The sequence below is a fragment of the Pseudomonas sp. B7 genome (genome assembly GCF_016735645.1).
GTDB lineage: Bacteria > Pseudomonadota > Gammaproteobacteria > Pseudomonadales > Pseudomonadaceae > Aquipseudomonas > Aquipseudomonas glycinae.
Genome location: NZ_JAERRE010000002.1, coordinates 724634 through 740543, shown reverse-complemented (window position 1 = coordinate 740543; position 15910 = coordinate 724634). Strand labels below are relative to the sequence as shown.

Genomic DNA, 15910 nt, shown 5'->3' with positions numbered 1-15910 from the left:
AACGAAATGAGCTCACTGTCCCTCACCGATCTCGCCTGGACACCTCTGGGCCACGGCCATTGCCATCACCAGTTCCAGCTGCGTGACGCCTCGTTGCAAGTGGCCGCCGGTGAGTTCGTCGGGCTGATCGGGCCCAACGGCAGCGGCAAGACCAGCCTGTTGCGCTGCGCCTATCGCTTCAGTCAGCCGGAACACGGTGAGGTCAGGCTCGATCACCACAACGTGTGGAAACAATCCTCGCGCTGGTGCGCGCAACGCATCGCTGTGGTGCTGCAGGAGTTCCCCGACGCCTTCGGCCTGACCGTCGAAGAAGTGGTCGCCATGGGCCGCACGCCGCACAAAGGCCTGTTCGATGGCGACACGCTGGAAGACCGCAATCTCGCTACCCAGGCCCTCAAATCCGTGGGCCTCGATGGCTTCGAAGATCACGCGTTCGCCACGCTGTCGGGGGGTGAAAAACAGCGCGTCATACTCGCCCGGGCCCTGACCCAACAACCGCAACTGCTGATCCTCGACGAGCCGACCAACCACCTCGACCCGCGCTATCAGCTGGAGCTGCTGCAACTGGTCAAGCGCTTGCAGATCGGCACGTTGGCGAGCATCCACGACCTGAACCTGGCTGCCGCGTTCTGCGACCGTTTGTATGTGATCAACCACGGCCGGATCGTCGCCAGCGGCACGCCGCAGGAAGTGCTCACCGTAGAACTGCTGCGCGACGTGTTCGGCGTCGAAGCATTGATCGATCCACACCCCCTCCACGGCTACCCGCGAATCACCTGGATAACCCGACCATGACTGTGCGCTCCCTGCTTTGCCTCGCCCTGTTGCTGGGCACCACCCAAGCCTTTGCCGAGGCCACGAAGTACCCGCTGACGATCCAGAGCTGCAATCGCGAAGTGACCTTCAAGCAAGCGCCGAAACACGCGGTCAGTCACGACATCAACATGACCCAGATGATGCTCGCCCTCGGCCTCAAATCGAAGATGGCCGGCTATAGCGGCGTCAGTGGCTGGAAATCGGTGACGCCTGAAATGCAGTCGCTGCTCGACGGTTTGCCGGAACTGGCGGCCAAGTACCCGTCGGTAGAAACCCTGCTCAACGCCAACGTCGATTTCTTCTTCGCCGGCTGGGATTACGGCATGCGCGTCGGTGGCGATCTCACCCCGCAGACCCTGCAACCGCTGGGCATCAACGTCTATGAGCTGACCGAGTCCTGCGCCTTCGTGATGAAACGCCCGGCCGCCACGCTGGACGACACTTACAACGACCTGCGCAACCTCGGAAAGATTTTCGACGTGCAGGACCGTGCCAACGCATTGATCGCAGACATGCAAAGTCAGGTCGCGGAAATTCGCAAAGACCTGCCTGCCGAAAAACCACGGGTATTCCTGTACGACAGCGGCGAAGACCGCGCCATGACCTCCGGCCGCCTCGGCATGCCGCAAGCGCTGATCGACGCCGCCGGCGGGCGCAACGTGCTCGATGACGTCGAAGCGAGCTGGACCCGGGTCAATTGGGAAACCGTGGTCGAGCGCAATCCGCAGGTGATCGTGATCGTCGACTACAGCGAAATCACCGCCGAGCAGAAGATTGAATTCCTGCTGAAGAACAAGGCGCTGCAATCGGTGGACGCGATCAAGAACCAGCGCTTCATCGTCATCCCTTACGTGCAGGCCACGCCGGGGATCGACAACGTGCTGGCGGTTGAAACCCTGGCCAAAGGGTTTCACGGCGAATGATCGATCGTCGCTATGCGCTGCTGCTGATCGCCCTCGGTGCCGTGCTGCTGGTGTCGTGCGTGGTGTCGCTGGGCTTCGGCCCGGCGCGGGTGCCGGTGGACGTTGTGTGGCAGATTCTGCTGCACAAACTGTTCGGCCTCGGCGTGCCGGACTGGAGCGCCGGCCAGGAACACATCGTCTGGCTGATCCGCGTGCCGCGCATGTTGCTCGGTGCGCTGGTCGGCGCAGGGCTGGCGTTGATCGGCGCCGTGCTGCAGGCAGTTACGCGCAATCCGCTGGCCGATCCGCATCTGCTTGGCGTCACCTCCGGCGCCACCCTCGGCGCAGTGATCGTGGTGCTGCACGTCGGTGAAATCGTCGGCCTGCTGACCTTGCCGATTGCCGCATTCATCGGCGCATTGTTGAGCATGTTTCTGGTACTGGGCATCGCCAACCGTCAGGGCCGGCTGGACAGTGATCGTCTGCTGCTGTGTGGCGTGGCGGTGTCGTTCGTAATGATGGCGATCGCCAATCTGCTGCTGTTCATGGGCGATCACCGGGCCAGTTCGGCGGTGATGTTCTGGATGCTCGGTGGCCTCGGACTGGCCCGCTGGGAATTGTTGGCGGTGCCGGCGTTGAGCGTCCTGCTCGGATTGATTCTGCTGATCGGCATGGCCCGTCCGCTGAACGCCTTGATGGCCGGCGAACAGACCGCCGTCACCCTTGGCCTGAATGCCCGGGCGGTGCGTCTGCGGGTGTTCGTGATTGCTTCGTTGATGACCGGAGTGCTGGTGTCGATCAGCGGCTCCATCGGCTTTGTCGGGCTGATGGTGCCGCACATTGCCCGGCGCCTGATCGGTGCCGAGCATCGGCGTCTGCTGCCGGTGTGCGTGTTGCTCGGCAGCGTTTTCCTCGTCTGGGTCGACGTCGCGGCGCGGACGCTGATCGCCCCCGAAGACCTGCCCATCGGCGTCGCTACCGCAGCTCTTGGCGGCCTGTTCTTCATCGGCCTGATGCGCCGCCGCTGAATCCTGCGGGTGCGCCCCAATCTGGCGCACCCCGCTGCACCTTTGCATGCAACACGTCCCCTCATGGTGCGCCGTCTCCGCGCGCGACCGCTCTAAACCGACATTTCCCTGCCCAAACCCGACCGGGCACAGCCCTTGCAAAACAGCCTTCAGTCGTTCGCATCTGCCAACCATAAAAAACTTTAACGTTCATGGAGATCGCACAATGAAGCGTCGCAGTTTGATCAAGGCTTTCACACTCACGGCATCCATTGCCGCGATGGGCATGACCTGGACCGTACAGGCCGCCGAGACCATCAAGGTCGGGATTCTGCATTCGTTGTCCGGCACCATGGCGATCTCCGAAACGTCGCTCAAGGACATGGCGTTGATGACCATCGACGAGATCAACGCCAAGGGCGGGGTGAACGGCAAGATGCTGGAACCGGTGGTGGTCGACCCGGCGTCGAACTGGCCGCTGTTCGCGGAAAAGGGCCGCCAGTTGCTGACTCAGGACAAGGTCGCGGTGGTGTTCGGCTGCTGGACCTCGGTATCGCGCAAATCGGTGCTGCCGGTGTTCGAAGAACTCAACGGCCTGCTGTTCTACCCGGTGCAATACGAAGGCGAAGAGATGTCGCCGAACGTGTTCTACACCGGCGCCGCGCCGAACCAGCAAGCGATCCCGGCGGTTGAGTACCTGATGAGCGAAGAAGGCGGCAGCGCCAAGCGCTACTTCCTGCTCGGCACCGACTACGTCTACCCGCGCACCACCAACAAGATTCTGCGTTCGTTCCTGCATTCCAAAGGCGTCGCGGACAAAGACATCGAAGAGGTCTACACCCCGTTCGGCCACAGCGACTATCAAACCATCGTCGCCAACATCAAAAAATTCTCGGCCGGCGGCAAGACCGCGGTGATCTCCACCGTCAACGGCGACTCCAACGTGCCGTTCTACAAAGAGCTGGCCAACCAGGGCCTGAAAGCCACCGACGTACCGGTGGTGGCGTTCTCGGTGGGCGAAGAAGAACTGCGCGGCATCGACACCAAGCCGCTGGTGGGCAACCTCGCGGCATGGAACTACTTCGAGTCGGTGGAGAACCCGGTGAACAAGAAGTTCGTCGATGACTGGAAAGCCTACGCGAAGAAACACAACCTGCCGGGCGCCGACAAGGCCGTGACCAACGACCCGATGGAGGCCACTTACGTCGGCATTCACATGTGGGCGCAGGCGGCGGAGAAAGCCAAATCCACCGACGTCGACAAGGTCCGCGAAGCCCTCGGCGGCCAGACCTTTGCCGCGCCGTCGGGCTACACCCTGACCATGGACAAGACCAATCACCACCTGCACAAACCGGTGATGATCGGCGAGATCCAGAGCGACGGTCAGTTCAACGTGGTGTGGCAGACCGAGGGGCCGATTCGGGCGCAACCGTGGAGTCCGTTCATTCCGGGTAATGACAAGAAGCCGGAGTATGCGGTGAAGAGCAACTGAGTTAACCCGCTCAACCTGATCGTTCCCACGTCGAGGCGTCGAACCGTCTGCGTGGGAATGCCTCAATGGACGCTCTGCGTCCGCTTTTGGGACGCGGAGCGTCCCGGGCTGCATTCCCACGCGGAGCGTGGGAACGATCACTACGCAAGGCCATTTCATATGCCCACTGCCCTTTACCGCTTGATCCTGGCCGTCGCACTTTTGCTGCCGATGGCCGTCCATGCCGGGGATGCGGAAGACTTCGTCGCCGCCAACCCGATGCAACAGGCCAAACTGCTGGAAGCCTGGGCCGCGCAGCCCGATCCGGCGCGTGGCGAACTGATCAACGCCCTGCAACAAGGCGAACTGACCGTCGACGGCCAACCCAAGACCCTGCGCCTGAACAACCGCCTGCGGGGTCTGATCGACACCGCGCTGGCCAGCCACCAGTTGCTCGCCGCCGACGCCAAAACCCGTCTGACTGCCGCGCAGCAATTGCAGAAAAGCGCCAAACCGGCGCAGCTGAAATTCCTCGACCGGCAACTGGCTGGCGAAATCGATGAAAGCGTCCACGCCGCCCTGAGCCTGGCACTGGCCAACCTGCAACTGGTCGACACTGACCCGGCGGTGCGCCTCGCGGCCGTGCGTCTGCTCGGTGAAACCGGCGACCCGCTGGCTCGCACCCGCCTCGAAGGCTTGCTCGAACCCGGCATCGAAACCGATGCCAACGTGCGCACCGCCGCCGAAACCAGCCTCGCCCAGGTCAAGCGCAAACTGCTGGTCGGCGAACTGCTCGGCCAGGCGTTCAGCGGTATGTCCCTCGGTTCGATTCTGCTGCTCGCGGCACTCGGCCTGGCGATCACCTTCGGCCTGCTCGGCGTGATCAACATGGCCCACGGCGAGATGCTGATGCTCGGCGCCTACTCGACCTACGTCGTGCAGTTGATGTTCCAGCGCTACGCCCCGCAGGCCATCGAGTTCTATCCACTGATTGCGCTGCCGGTGGCGTTCTTCGTCACGGCCGCCATCGGCATGGCCCTGGAGCGCACGGTGATCCGTCACCTCTACGGCCGCCCGCTGGAAACCCTGCTCGCCACCTGGGGCATCAGCCTGATGCTGATTCAGCTGGTGCGTCTGGTGTTCGGTGCGCAAAACGTGGAAGTGGCAAATCCGGCATGGCTGTCCGGCGGGATTCAGGTGTTGCCGAATCTGGTGCTGCCGTACAACCGCATCGTGATCATCGCCTTCGCCTTGTTTGTGGTGGTGCTGACCTGGCTGCTGCTGAACAAGACCCGCCTCGGTCTGAACGTGCGTGCCGTCACCCAGAACCGCAACATGGCCGCCTGCTGCGGCGTGCCCACCGGGCGCGTCGACATGCTCGCCTTCGGCCTCGGCTCGGGCATTGCCGGGCTCGGCGGCGTGGCGCTGAGCCAGATCGGCAACGTCGGCCCGGACCTCGGCCAGAGCTACATCATCGACTCGTTCCTGGTGGTGGTGCTCGGCGGCGTCGGCCAACTGGCCGGCAGCGTGTTCGCCGCGTTCGGCCTGGGCATCGCCAACAAGATTCTCGAACCGCAGATCGGTGCGGTGCTCGGCAAGATCCTGATCCTCGCGCTGATCATTCTGTTCATCCAGAAACGTCCGCAAGGCCTCTTCGCACTGAAAGGACGGGTGATCGACTGATGAACCAGCCTCTACTAGTCACGGCCACGCAAAAGGCCGGCCCCAAAGTCACCCTCGCCGTCGGCGTGGTCGTTCTCGCGTTGCTGATCGCCCTGCCGCTGCTGTCGCTGTTGCCGGCAGACAGCGCGCTGCATGTCTCGGCTTACACCCTGACGCTGGTCGGCAAGATTCTCTGCTACGCCATCGTTGCCCTGGCGCTGGATCTGGTCTGGGGTTATGCCGGCCTGCTGTCGCTGGGCCACGGTCTGTTCTTCGCCCTCGGCGGTTATGCGATGGGCATGTACCTGATGCGTCAGGCCGCCGGTGATGGTCTGCCGGCGTTCATGACCTTCCTGTCGTGGACCGAGTTGCCGTGGTACTGGAGCGGCACCGGCAGCTTCCTCTGGGCGATGTGCCTGGTGGTGTTGGCGCCGGGGTTGCTGGCACTGGTGTTCGGTTTCTTCGCCTTCCGCTCGCGGATCAAGGGCGTGTATTTCTCGATCATGACCCAGGCCCTGACCTTCGCCGGGATGCTGCTGTTTTTCCGCAACGAGACCGGCTTCGGCGGCAACAACGGCTTCACCAATTTCCGCACGATCCTCGGCTTCGGCATCACCGAACCCGGAACTCGCGCGGTGCTGTTTCTGGCGACGGTACTGCTGCTGGTGGCGAGCCTGTTCATCGGCTGGCGCCTGGCCCGCAGCAAGTTCGGCCGGGTGCTGACCGCGTTGCGCGATGCAGAGAACCGCTTGATGTTCTGCGGTTACGATCCGCGCGGTTTCAAGCTGTTCGTCTGGGTCTTGAGCGCAGTGTTGTGCGGCCTGGCCGGTGCGTTATACGTGCCGCAAGTGGGGATCATCAACCCGAGTGAAATGTCGCCGACCAACTCGATCGAAGCCGCCGTGTGGGTGGCCCTTGGCGGGCGCGGCACGCTGATCGGCCCGCTGCTCGGCGCCGGCGTGGTCAACGGCATGAAGAGCTGGTTCACCGTGGCGTTCCCCGAATACTGGCTGTTCTTCCTCGGCGCGCTGTTCATCGTCGTGACGTTGTACCTGCCCAAGGGCGTGATCGGTCTGCTGAAGAAACGAGGTGAATCATGAGAGTCACGGCGAGCGCTGAATTCATGCTGGAACCGGCGTTTTTCCCGGTGGAACCGAACAAGGACGAAGGCACCAGCCGCGACTCGATCGGCCTCGGGCAGCGCGTCGGTCCGGGCCTCGACACCCGTCACGGCACGATTCTGACCCTGGAAGACATCAGCGTCAGCTTCGATGGCTTCCGCGCGCTGAACAATCTGAACCTGTACATCGGCGTCGGCGAACTGCGCTGCATCATCGGCCCCAACGGCGCGGGCAAGACCACGCTGATGGACGTGATCACCGGCAAGACCCGGCCGAGCCACGGCAAGGCCTGGTTCGGTGAAACCCTCGACCTGACGCAGATGAGCGAAGTGCAGATCGCCCAGGCCGGCATCGGTCGCAAGTTCCAGAAACCGACGGTGTTCGAAGCGCTGAGCGTGTTCGAAAACCTGGAGCTGGCGCAGAAAACCGACAAGTCAGTGTGGGCCAGCCTGCGGGCGAAGTTGAGCGGCGAGCAGAAAGACCGGATCAGCGAAGTGCTCGACACCATTCGCCTGACCACCTCGGTCAATCGCCCAGCGGGGCTGCTGTCCCACGGACAGAAACAGTTTCTGGAAATCGGCATGTTGCTGATGCAGGACCCGCAATTGCTGCTGCTCGATGAACCGGTGGCGGGCATGACCGACGCCGAAACCGAGTTCACCGCCGAGCTGTTCAAGTCGCTGGCGGGCAAGCATTCGCTGATGGTGGTGGAACACGACATGGGCTTCGTCGGCTCGATTGCCGACCACGTCACCGTGTTGCATCAGGGCAGCGTGCTGGCCGAGGGGTCGCTGGAACAGGTGCAGGACAACGAGCGCGTGATCGAGGTTTACCTCGGTCGCTGAAGAGGAATCGGATCGTTCCCACGCTCTGCGTGGGAATGCCGCCATGGACGCTCCGCGTCCGCCGTTATGTGACGCGGAGCGTCACGGGATTCATTCCCACGCAGAGCGTGGGAACGATCACCGGGGAGAGTTTGAACATGCTGCAAGTCGACAAGCTGCACCAGTACTACGGCGGTAGCCACATCCTGCGTGGTCTGAGCTTCGACGTGAAGGTCGGCGAAGTGACCTGCCTGCTCGGCCGTAACGGCGTGGGCAAGACCACGCTGCTCAAATGCCTGATGGGCCTGTTGCCGGCCAAGGAAGGCGCGGTGAACTGGGAAGGCCAACCGATCACCACGTACAAGCCGCATCAACGGGTGCACGCCGGAATCGCCTACGTGCCCCAGGGCCGGGAGATCTTCGGCCGACTGACCGTGGAAGAAAACCTGCTGATGGGCCTGTCGCGTTTCCCCGGCAGCGAAGCCAAAGAGGTTCCCGCGTTCATTTACGAGCTGTTCCCGGTGCTGCTGCAAATGAAACAGCGGCGCGGCGGCGACCTGTCCGGCGGACAGCAACAACAGCTGGCCATCGGTCGTGCACTGGCCAGCCGTCCGCGTCTGCTGATCCTCGACGAACCCACCGAAGGCATCCAGCCGTCGGTGATCAAGGAAATCGGCGCAGTAATCAAGAAGCTCGCCGCCCGTGGCGACATGGCGATTCTGCTGGTGGAGCAGTTTTACGATTTCGCCGCCGAACTGGCCGATCAGTACCTGGTGATGTCCCGGGGCGAGATCGTGCAGCAGGGCCGTGGAGAAAATATGGAAAGCGAGGGTGTACGCGGACTGGTTACGATCTAACCTGTAGCGTCCTAACGATAATCAGAAAACATGAACTTACCTGTTGCGACTGCCCTGTTTACCCCGAGCTGGCATGCCGAGCTTGAGCTGGCCTATGCCCGCTTCGGCGATTGCACGCGCCCTACCCGTCGTCGCCACCTCGGTCCGCTGCGGGTGCAAAAGCATCTGTACGCCGAAGGGCCCGAGGTCTGCCAGCACATCATTGTCCACCCGCCGGGCGGGATTGCCGGCGGTGACCGGCTCGACATCAGCGCCCGCGTCGCACAAGGCGCCTGGGCACAGATCACCAGCCCCGGCGCGGCCAAGTGGTATCGCGCGGCGGGGCCCGCTTATCAGTCACTGAACCTGCATGTCGCTGATGGCGCGACACTGGAATGGCTGCCCCAGGAAACCATCGTCTACAGCGCCGCCCAGGCTGAACTCACGACATCGATTGAGCTTGAAGGCGATGCGCGGCTGTTCTACTGGGACGTGGTAGCCCTCGGGCGGCCGGCCAGTGGCGAGCGTTTCGACCTCGGGCATTTCCAGGCACATCTGGATATTCGCCGTGATGGCCGGTTGTTGTGGCATGAGCGCCAGCGCATCGTTGGCGCTGACGGCTTGCTTGATTCGCCGATCGGGCTGGATGGCCATCCGGTGTTTGCGACCTTGCTGGTGACCGGTGAGATCGATGCTGAATTGCTGGAACGCTGCCGCTCGCTGGGCCACGAAGTGCGCGGGGATCTGACGCAATTGCCCGGTCTTTTGGTCGCCCGTTGCCTGGCCAGTGAAGCGTTGCTGGCGCGGGCGTGGCTGATCGATCTGTGGCGATTGCTCAGGCCTGCGCTGCTTGGCCGCGAAGCCCTGCCCCCCCGAATCTGGAACACCTGATTTTCTTCAACTGCCGACAATGGATTTCAAACGATGGACCTGACCCCACGCGAAAAAGACAAGCTGCTGATCTTCACCGCCGGCCTCGTGGCCGAGCGGCGACTGGCCCGTGGCGTGAAGCTCAACTACCCCGAAGCCATGGCCTACATCTCGGCGGCGCTGCTCGAAGGCGCCCGTGACGGCCAGACCGTGGCCGAGCTGATGCACTACGGCACCACCCTGCTGACCCGCGAGCAGGTGATGGAAGGCATCCCGGAAATGATCCCGGAGATCCAGGTCGAAGCGACGTTTCCCGACGGCACCAAACTGGTCACCGTCCACCAACCGATCGTCTGAGGCCGTGCCATGACCTACACCATCCGCGATGCCCTGCACGCTGACCTGCCGGCGATCCGCGACATCTACAACGACGCGGTGCTCAACACCACGGCAATCTGGAACGAATCCGCCGTCGACCTCGGCAACCGTCAGGCGTGGTTCAGCGCACGCCAGGCCCAGGGCTATCCGATCCTGGTGATCGTCAACGCCGACAACACCACCCTCGGCTACGCTTCGTTCGGCGACTGGCGGCCGTTCGACGGTTTCCGCCACACCGTCGAGCACTCGGTCTACGTGCGCAGCGACCAGCGCGGTAACGGCCTCGGCCCGCAACTGATGACCGCGCTGATCGAACGCGCGAAAACCTGCGACAAGCACGTCATGGTCGCCGCCATCGAAAGCGGCAACGCCGCATCGATCCGCCTGCACGAGCGCGCCGGTTTCATCACCACCGGGCAGATGCCCCAGGTCGGCACCAAGTTCGGCCGCTGGCTCGACCTGACGTTCATGCAACTGACCCTCAATCCTGGCGCGGAGCCGCCGCCCGCCAACAAGGAGTGACACCGATGAACCCCGCCCAACTGCGACGCGTCAATGCGGAAAGTTTTGCGCACTATCGTCAGGGCCTGATCGAGCTGCTGCTGGACGCCGTGGGTTATGGCGCCAGCGTCGGCTTCATGGCTGATCTGGATGCCACCCAGGCTCGCGCCTATTTCGATGAAGTGCAGGACAACCTGAACAAGGGCAACGTCTTGCTGTGGGTGGTGGTCAAGGACGAACAGGTGCAGGCCAGCGTGCAACTGGGCCTGTGCCAGAAGGCCAACGGCCTGAACCGCGCCGAAGTGCAGAAACTGCTGGTTCGCGAACACGCCCGGCGGCGCGGCCTCGGTCAGCAATTGATGGAAGCGCTGGAGCTGACGGCCCGCCAGTACAAGCGCGGCATGCTTTACCTCGACACCGAGGCCGGCTCCCCCGCCGAAGATTTCTACAAGGCCCTGGGTTACACCCGCGCCGGGGAAATCCCCGACTACGCCTGCGACCCGAACGGCACCTATCGCCCGACGGCCCTCTATTACAAAGTCCTGCAAGGAGCGAACTGATGATTCCCGGCGAATACCGGATCCAGCCCGGCGAGATCGAACTCAACGTCGGTCGCCGTACCGTCAGCCTGAAAGTGGCGAACAGCGGCGACCGACCGATCCAGGTCGGCTCGCATTATCACTTCTTCGAAACCAACGACGCCCTGACCTTCGACCGCGCCGCCAGCCGTGGCATGCGCCTGAACATTCCGGCGGGCACCGCAGTACGCTTCGAACCGGGCCAGAGCCGCGAGGTAGAACTGGTGGATTACGCCGGGCACCGGCGGGTGTTCGGGTTTGCCGGGCGGGTCATGGGTGACCTCTGAGTCCGCGTGTACCGCAGCCCCTCACCCCAGCCCTCTCCCAGGGGAGAGGGAGCCAACCACCGATAACTGCCCCACCGCGATCAGTCCCCTCTCCCTCTGGGAGAGGGTTAGGGTGAGGGTCGATGGCTCACCGCTATTTTCCTGAAGGACGCCAGATGAAGATTTCCAGACAAGCCTACGCCGACATGTTCGGCCCCACCGTCGGCGACAAGGTGCGCCTGGCCGACACCGAGCTGTGGATCGAGGTCGAACAGGACTTCACCACCTACGGCGAAGAAGTGAAATTCGGCGGCGGCAAAGTGATCCGCGACGGCCAGGGCCAGAGCCAGTTGCTGGCGGCCGAAGTGGTCGACACCGTCATCACCAACGCGCTGATCATCGACCACTGGGGCATCGTCAAAGCCGACGTCGGCCTCAAGGACGGACGCATCGCCGCGATCGGCAAGGCCGGCAATCCGGACGTGCAGCCCGGCGTGACCATCGCCATCGGCGCCAGCAGCGAAGTGATCGCCGGCGAAGGCATGATCCTCACCGCCGGCGGCATCGACACCCACATCCACTTCATTTGCCCGCAGCAGATCGAAGAGGCGCTGATGAGCGGCGTCACCACCATGATCGGTGGTGGCACCGGTCCGGCCACCGGCACCAATGCAACGACCTGCACTTCGGGGCCGTGGCACCTGGCGCGGATGCTCCAGGCCGCCGACGCGTTCCCGATGAACATCGGCCTCACCGGCAAGGGCAACGCCAGCCTGCCGGAGCCGTTGATCGAACAGGTCAAGGCCGGCGCCATCGGCCTCAAGCTGCACGAAGACTGGGGCACCACCCCGGCGAGCATCGACAACTGCCTGAGCGTCGCCGACCAGTACGACGTGCAAGTGGCAATCCATACCGACACCCTCAACGAGTCCGGTTTCGTCGAAACCACCCTCGGCGCGTTCAAGGGCCGGACCATCCACACCTATCACACCGAAGGTGCCGGTGGCGGCCACGCGCCGGACATCATCAAGGCCTGCGGTTTCGCCAACGTACTGCCGAGTTCGACCAACCCGACCCGGCCGTTCACCCGCAACACCATCGACGAACACCTCGACATGCTGATGGTCTGCCACCACCTCGACCCGAGCATTGCCGAAGACGTGGCGTTCGCCGAAAGCCGCATCCGCCGCGAAACGATTGCCGCCGAAGACATCCTCCACGACCTCGGCGCGTTCTCGATGATCAGCTCCGACAGCCAGGCCATGGGCCGCGTCGGCGAAGTCATCACGCGCACCTGGCAGACCGCCGACAAAATGAAAAAGCAGCGCGGCCCGCTCGCGCAGGACGGCGAAGGCAACGACAACTTCCGCGCCAAACGCTACATCGCCAAGTACACGATCAACCCGGCGATCACCCACGGCATCAGCCATGAAGTGGGTTCGGTGGAAGTCGGCAAGTGGGCCGATCTGGTGCTGTGGCGCCCGGCATTCTTCGGCGTGAAACCGACGCTGATCCTCAAGGGCGGCGCCATCGCCGCGAGCCTGATGGGCGACGCCAACGCGTCGATCCCGACCCCGCAACCGGTGCACTACCGCCCGATGTTCGCCAGTTACGGCGGCTCGCTGCACGCCACCAGCCTGACCTTCATCAGTCAGGCGGCGCAGGCGTCGGGATTGCCCGAAGCATTGGGCCTGAAGAAGAAAATCGCGGTGGTCAAAGGTTGCCGCGACGTGCAGAAAACCGACCTGATCCACAACGACTATCTGCCGAACATCGACGTCGACCCGCAGACCTATCAGGTCAAGGCCGATGGCGTGCTGCTCTGGTGTGAACCGGCCGAAACCCTGCCGATGGCGCAGCGTTACTTCCTGTTCTGACAACCGACAAACGCAAAAAAGGCCCCGAGCACCTGCCTGACGCACGGTCTCGGGGCCTTTTTCGTGATGCTGGAAAACCACTGGGCAATGGGTCGTGTATTTCTCGCCAAAGGGACTAATATTCGATTCGCTGTCGCCTTTATTCAGGAACTGCCCATGCGTCTTTCCGAGTTCATCCTGGCCAATATCGACGCAATCGTCGATGAATGGGAAAAGTTTGCCGCTACCATTACCCCGCCCGCCGACCATCTGGACTCGGCCGGTCTGCGCGATCACGCCAGCGCCATCCTGCGGGCCGCCGCTCGCGACATGAGCAAACCGCAAAGCCGCGACGAACAGGTCGCCAAGGCCAAGGGCGAAGGCCCGGAGAAAAGCCCGAGCCTGGATGAAGCCGGAGCCAGCCATGGCGAGCTGCGCCACACCGTCGGTTTCGATCTGGTACAGATGACCTCGGAGTTTCGCCACCTGCGCGCCGTGGTGATCCGACGCTGGGTCGAGCATATCGAATTACCGGACACCACCTGCTTCCAGGACATGATCCGCTTCAACGAAGCCATCGACGAAGCCCTGGCCGAATCGACCGCCGCCTATGCCGAACAGGTCAACCGCTCACGGGACATTTTTCTCGCCATTCTCGGCCATGACCTGCGCGCGCCCCTGCAAGCGGTGAGCATGTCCACCGAGTTGCTGATGCGCAAAACCACGCTGGAAGGCGATGCGCTGACTTGTGCGCTGAACATCAAACAGGGCGCGCGGCACATGGCGGCCATGGTCAGCGACCTGCTGGAACTGGTACGCAGCCGCCTGGGCAGAAGCCTGCCGATCGAACCGGCGCCAATGGATCTGGCCGACGCGGCGCGAGCAGCCATTGCCGAAGCGTGCGCCGGCAATCCGGACAGTGACCCGACATTGAACACCGAGGGTGACACCCGTGGTGTCTGGGACGCTGGTCGGATCGATCAACTGCTGCAGAACCTGATCGGCAATGCCTTGCAGCATGGCTCTGATCCGCGCGAAGTGATCGTGACGTTGAAGGGGGAAGCCAGGCAGGTGCTTCTGACCGTGCACAATTACGGCCCCCCCATTTCCGAAGAGGCCATCGGCACCATTTTCGACCCCTTGGTACGCAGCGCCGACGAAGAACTCGGCCAGCCGTCGACCAGCCTGGGTCTGGGCCTGTTCATCGTCAAGGAAGTGGTGACCGCCCATGGCGGGACGATCGAAGTCAGCTCAAGCGCAGCCAACGGCACGCTGTTCAGCGTGATGCTGCCCCGACAGGTTTAAGCAGAGAAACTATTCGACCACCAGCCGCGCCAGGCGCTGCCTGAGCATCCGGTTCTCGGCCCGCAGCTCCTGCACTTCTTCCAGCAGGTCCAGCGCCAGGGCGACGCCCTCCCACTCCAGCTCAAGATCGCGCCGCAGCTTGGCGGCGCGTTTGGCCAGGGCCAGTTCGTAGTCGGTGAAGCGCCATTCCCTGGGCTGCGTGCCCTGAGGTTCGAGGATGCCGTGCTCGACGATTTCGATCACGTAGACGTCCGACAGGTCGGCCGCCTCACAGAATTCTGCCATGTCCAGTTGAACGATCAGGGGGCTGCTCATGATGGGCTACTCCGTCGTCAGTATCAGAAGTTCTCGCGCGGGTTGAAGGCGGCCTTCTTCGCCAGTTCCTGCCACAGCGCCTTGACGTCATCGCCGTTGGCTTTCGGCATCACGGCCTTGAGCTGGACGAACAGGTAACCGCGTTCGCCCGCCTTGTTCTGCAGACCGTGGCCCTTGGCACGCATGCGCTGGCCGTTCTGGCTGCCGGCCGGTACCTTGAGATTGATCTTGCCGGTCAGGGTCGGCACGGCGACTTCGGCGCCCAGCGCCAGCTCCCACGGTGCCAGCGGCAAGGTGATGATCAGGTTTTCGCCTTCGACGTCGAATTTCGGGTGCGGCGCGAAACGGATGGTCAGGTACAGATCGCCATTGGCACCGCCACCGATGCCCGGTGCGCCCTGACCCTTGAGGCGGATGCGCTCGCCGTCGGTCACGCCCGCCGGGATCTTCACGTTCAGACTCTTGCTGGTGTTGCTGACGTGCTGGCCCGAACCGTTGTATTGCGGCACCTGGAAGCTGATCTTTTTCGATTCGTTCGAAAGCGTCTCTTCCAGAAAGATCGGCAGTTCCAGTTCCACGTCTTGCCCTCGCCGTCCGGCGCTGCGGGATTGCCGGCCAGCGCCGCCACCGAAACCGGGGCCGCGATTGCCGAAGATCGAACTGAAGAAGTCCGAGAAGTCGCCGGTGTCGCCACCGCCGCCGCCAAAGCCGCCACGGCTCTGCCACCCCGGTGGGCCCTGAAACGGCTGGCCGTGCTGACCATAACGACGCAGTTCGTCGTATTCGGCGCGCTTGTCGGCGCTTTTCAGCGCTTCGTAGGCTTCCGAGGCGTCCTTGAACTTGGCCTCGGCGTCCTTTTCCTTGCTGACATCGGGGTGGTATTTGCGCGCCAGCTTGCGATAGGCAGCCTTGATTGCCTTGTCGTCAGCCGTCGGCTCCACGCCGAGTATCTTGTAATAGTCTTTGAAGTCCATCGAAGGAATCACCATCCGTTATCGATTTCGCGCCGATCCCAGCATGCGCCTATTCGCGCGTGCCGGGTTGACCGATCTCAAGTTTGTGACCGGGTGGCGCAGCAGAAGTTTATCGGCAGTGGACGGCGGTTCTTGCGACCGCCGGTATGTCTGCCGGCCCATGCCAGCAAGTTTGGGGCAAACCGCCGAGTTTCAAGCAAGCTTAGTCGTGAAATAGCAGATGACCGG

General features: G+C 63.0%; 17 protein-coding genes. 15 read left to right on the top strand and 2 right to left on the bottom strand.

All coding sequences use genetic code 11. From position 1 onward, the window contains the following. Nucleotides 1-6 precede the first annotated feature (6 nt). The 15 genes from JKA62_RS08210 to JKA62_RS08140 all read left to right on the top strand — a co-directional run bounded on the left by JKA62_RS08210 (nt 7) and on the right by JKA62_RS08140 (nt 14393). Nucleotides 7-795 carry an ABC transporter ATP-binding protein gene (locus JKA62_RS08210; protein ID WP_201817280.1) on the top strand — a complete coding sequence of 263 codons (789 nt, stop codon included), beginning with the start codon at nt 7-9 and terminating at the stop codon, nt 793-795. Next, nucleotides 792-1739 carry an ABC transporter substrate-binding protein gene (locus JKA62_RS08205; RefSeq protein ID WP_085655587.1) on the top strand — a complete coding sequence of 316 codons (948 nt, stop codon included), beginning with the start codon at nt 792-794 and terminating at the stop codon, nt 1737-1739. Before JKA62_RS08210 ends, JKA62_RS08205 begins: the two co-directional genes overlap by 4 nt. After that, nucleotides 1736-2746, top strand: coding sequence for a FecCD family ABC transporter permease (locus tag JKA62_RS08200; protein ID WP_201817277.1), 1011 nt, complete (start codon nt 1736-1738; stop codon nt 2744-2746). The genes JKA62_RS08205 and JKA62_RS08200 overlap by 4 nt, the downstream gene beginning before the upstream one ends. 205 nt (nt 2747-2951) lie before the next feature. Beyond that, entirely contained in the window at nt 2952-4217 is a 1266-nt protein-coding gene (gene urtA, locus JKA62_RS08195; RefSeq protein WP_011332239.1) for an urea ABC transporter substrate-binding protein, read from the top strand. 159 nt (nt 4218-4376) lie between these two features. Next, nucleotides 4377-5879, top strand: a complete 1503-nt coding sequence (urtB, locus tag JKA62_RS08190; RefSeq protein ID WP_011332238.1) for an urea ABC transporter permease subunit UrtB — start codon at nt 4377-4379, stop codon at nt 5877-5879. Then, complete coding sequence (gene urtC / locus JKA62_RS08185; RefSeq protein WP_011332237.1) at nt 5879-6958, top strand: urea ABC transporter permease subunit UrtC; 1080 nt, start codon at nt 5879-5881, stop codon at nt 6956-6958. The genes urtB and urtC overlap by 1 nt, the downstream gene beginning before the upstream one ends. Next, nucleotides 6955-7824, top strand: coding sequence for an urea ABC transporter ATP-binding protein UrtD (gene urtD / locus JKA62_RS08180; RefSeq protein ID WP_007950599.1), 870 nt, complete (start codon nt 6955-6957; stop codon nt 7822-7824). The genes urtC and urtD overlap by 4 nt, the downstream gene beginning before the upstream one ends. 137 nt (nt 7825-7961) lie before the next feature. Then, the gene (gene urtE / locus JKA62_RS08175) at nt 7962-8660 is read left to right on the top strand and encodes an urea ABC transporter ATP-binding subunit UrtE (RefSeq protein WP_011332236.1); all 699 of its coding nucleotides are present in this window, start codon (nt 7962-7964) and stop codon (nt 8658-8660) included. A gap of 30 nt (nt 8661-8690) precedes the next feature. Next, complete coding sequence (locus JKA62_RS08170) at nt 8691-9530, top strand: urease accessory protein UreD (RefSeq protein ID WP_011332235.1); 840 nt, start codon at nt 8691-8693, stop codon at nt 9528-9530. A gap of 33 nt (nt 9531-9563) precedes the next feature. Next, nucleotides 9564-9866 (top strand): urease subunit gamma, encoded by a 303-nt coding sequence (gene ureA, locus JKA62_RS08165; protein ID WP_011332234.1) that lies wholly within the window; start codon nt 9564-9566, stop codon nt 9864-9866. A gap of 9 nt (nt 9867-9875) precedes the next feature. Next, the gene (locus JKA62_RS08160) at nt 9876-10409 is read left to right on the top strand and encodes a GNAT family N-acetyltransferase (protein ID WP_201817274.1); all 534 of its coding nucleotides are present in this window, start codon (nt 9876-9878) and stop codon (nt 10407-10409) included. A 5-nt stretch (nt 10410-10414) separates the two neighbouring features. Beyond that, on the top strand, nt 10415-10948 hold the full coding sequence (locus JKA62_RS08155; RefSeq protein WP_201817272.1) for a GNAT family N-acetyltransferase: 534 nt from the start codon (nt 10415-10417) through the stop codon (nt 10946-10948). Continuing rightward, nucleotides 10948-11253, top strand: coding sequence for an urease subunit beta (locus JKA62_RS08150; protein ID WP_201817269.1), 306 nt, complete (start codon nt 10948-10950; stop codon nt 11251-11253). Before JKA62_RS08155 ends, JKA62_RS08150 begins: the two co-directional genes overlap by 1 nt. 155 nt (nt 11254-11408) lie before the next feature. Then, nucleotides 11409-13109 carry an urease subunit alpha gene (gene ureC, locus JKA62_RS08145; protein ID WP_085685440.1) on the top strand — a complete coding sequence of 567 codons (1701 nt, stop codon included), beginning with the start codon at nt 11409-11411 and terminating at the stop codon, nt 13107-13109. Nucleotides 13110-13265: 156 nt separating this feature from the next. Beyond that, entirely contained in the window at nt 13266-14393 is a 1128-nt protein-coding gene (locus JKA62_RS08140; RefSeq protein ID WP_011332229.1) for a sensor histidine kinase, read from the top strand. A 9-nt stretch (nt 14394-14402) separates the two neighbouring features. Here the strand turns inward: JKA62_RS08140 and JKA62_RS08135 are convergent, their stop codons facing one another. Further along, the gene (locus JKA62_RS08135; protein WP_201817254.1) at nt 14403-14708 is read right to left on the bottom strand and encodes a chaperone modulator CbpM; all 306 of its coding nucleotides are present in this window, start codon (nt 14706-14708) and stop codon (nt 14403-14405) included. Nucleotides 14709-14731: 23 nt separating this feature from the next. Further along, a complete protein-coding gene (locus JKA62_RS08130) occupies nt 14732-15682 on the bottom strand; it encodes a DnaJ C-terminal domain-containing protein (protein WP_011332227.1) in 951 nt (316 codons plus the stop codon). Between the last annotated feature and the right edge of the window lie 228 nt (nt 15683-15910).

Bases quoted from the DNA above. Each gene is read 5' to 3' on its own strand.
- ureA (WP_011332234.1), top strand. From the start codon at position 9,564: ATGGACCTGACCCCACGCGAAAAAGACAAGCTGCTGATCTTCACCGCC.
- JKA62_RS08200 (WP_201817277.1), top strand. From the start codon at position 1,736: ATGATCGATCGTCGCTATGCGCTGCTGCTGATCGCCCTCGGTGCCGTG.
- JKA62_RS08150 (WP_201817269.1), top strand. From the start codon at position 10,948: ATGATTCCCGGCGAATACCGGATCCAGCCCGGCGAGATCGAACTCAAC.
- urtA (WP_011332239.1), top strand. From the start codon at position 2,952: ATGAAGCGTCGCAGTTTGATCAAGGCTTTCACACTCACGGCATCCATT.
- JKA62_RS08170 (WP_011332235.1), top strand. From the start codon at position 8,691: ATGAACTTACCTGTTGCGACTGCCCTGTTTACCCCGAGCTGGCATGCC.
- urtE (WP_011332236.1), top strand. From the start codon at position 7,962: ATGCTGCAAGTCGACAAGCTGCACCAGTACTACGGCGGTAGCCACATC.
- urtC (WP_011332237.1), top strand. From the start codon at position 5,879: ATGAACCAGCCTCTACTAGTCACGGCCACGCAAAAGGCCGGCCCCAAA.
- JKA62_RS08205 (WP_085655587.1), top strand. From the start codon at position 792: ATGACTGTGCGCTCCCTGCTTTGCCTCGCCCTGTTGCTGGGCACCACC.
- JKA62_RS08130 (WP_011332227.1), bottom strand. From the start codon at position 15,682: ATGGACTTCAAAGACTATTACAAGATACTCGGCGTGGAGCCGACGGCT.
- ureC (WP_085685440.1), top strand. From the start codon at position 11,409: ATGAAGATTTCCAGACAAGCCTACGCCGACATGTTCGGCCCCACCGTC.
- urtB (WP_011332238.1), top strand. From the start codon at position 4,377: ATGCCCACTGCCCTTTACCGCTTGATCCTGGCCGTCGCACTTTTGCTG.
- JKA62_RS08135 (WP_201817254.1), bottom strand. From the start codon at position 14,708: ATGAGCAGCCCCCTGATCGTTCAACTGGACATGGCAGAATTCTGTGAG.
- urtD (WP_007950599.1), top strand. From the start codon at position 6,955: ATGAGAGTCACGGCGAGCGCTGAATTCATGCTGGAACCGGCGTTTTTC.
- JKA62_RS08210 (WP_201817280.1), top strand. From the start codon at position 7: ATGAGCTCACTGTCCCTCACCGATCTCGCCTGGACACCTCTGGGCCAC.
- JKA62_RS08160 (WP_201817274.1), top strand. From the start codon at position 9,876: ATGACCTACACCATCCGCGATGCCCTGCACGCTGACCTGCCGGCGATC.
- JKA62_RS08155 (WP_201817272.1), top strand. From the start codon at position 10,415: ATGAACCCCGCCCAACTGCGACGCGTCAATGCGGAAAGTTTTGCGCAC.
- JKA62_RS08140 (WP_011332229.1), top strand. From the start codon at position 13,266: ATGCGTCTTTCCGAGTTCATCCTGGCCAATATCGACGCAATCGTCGAT.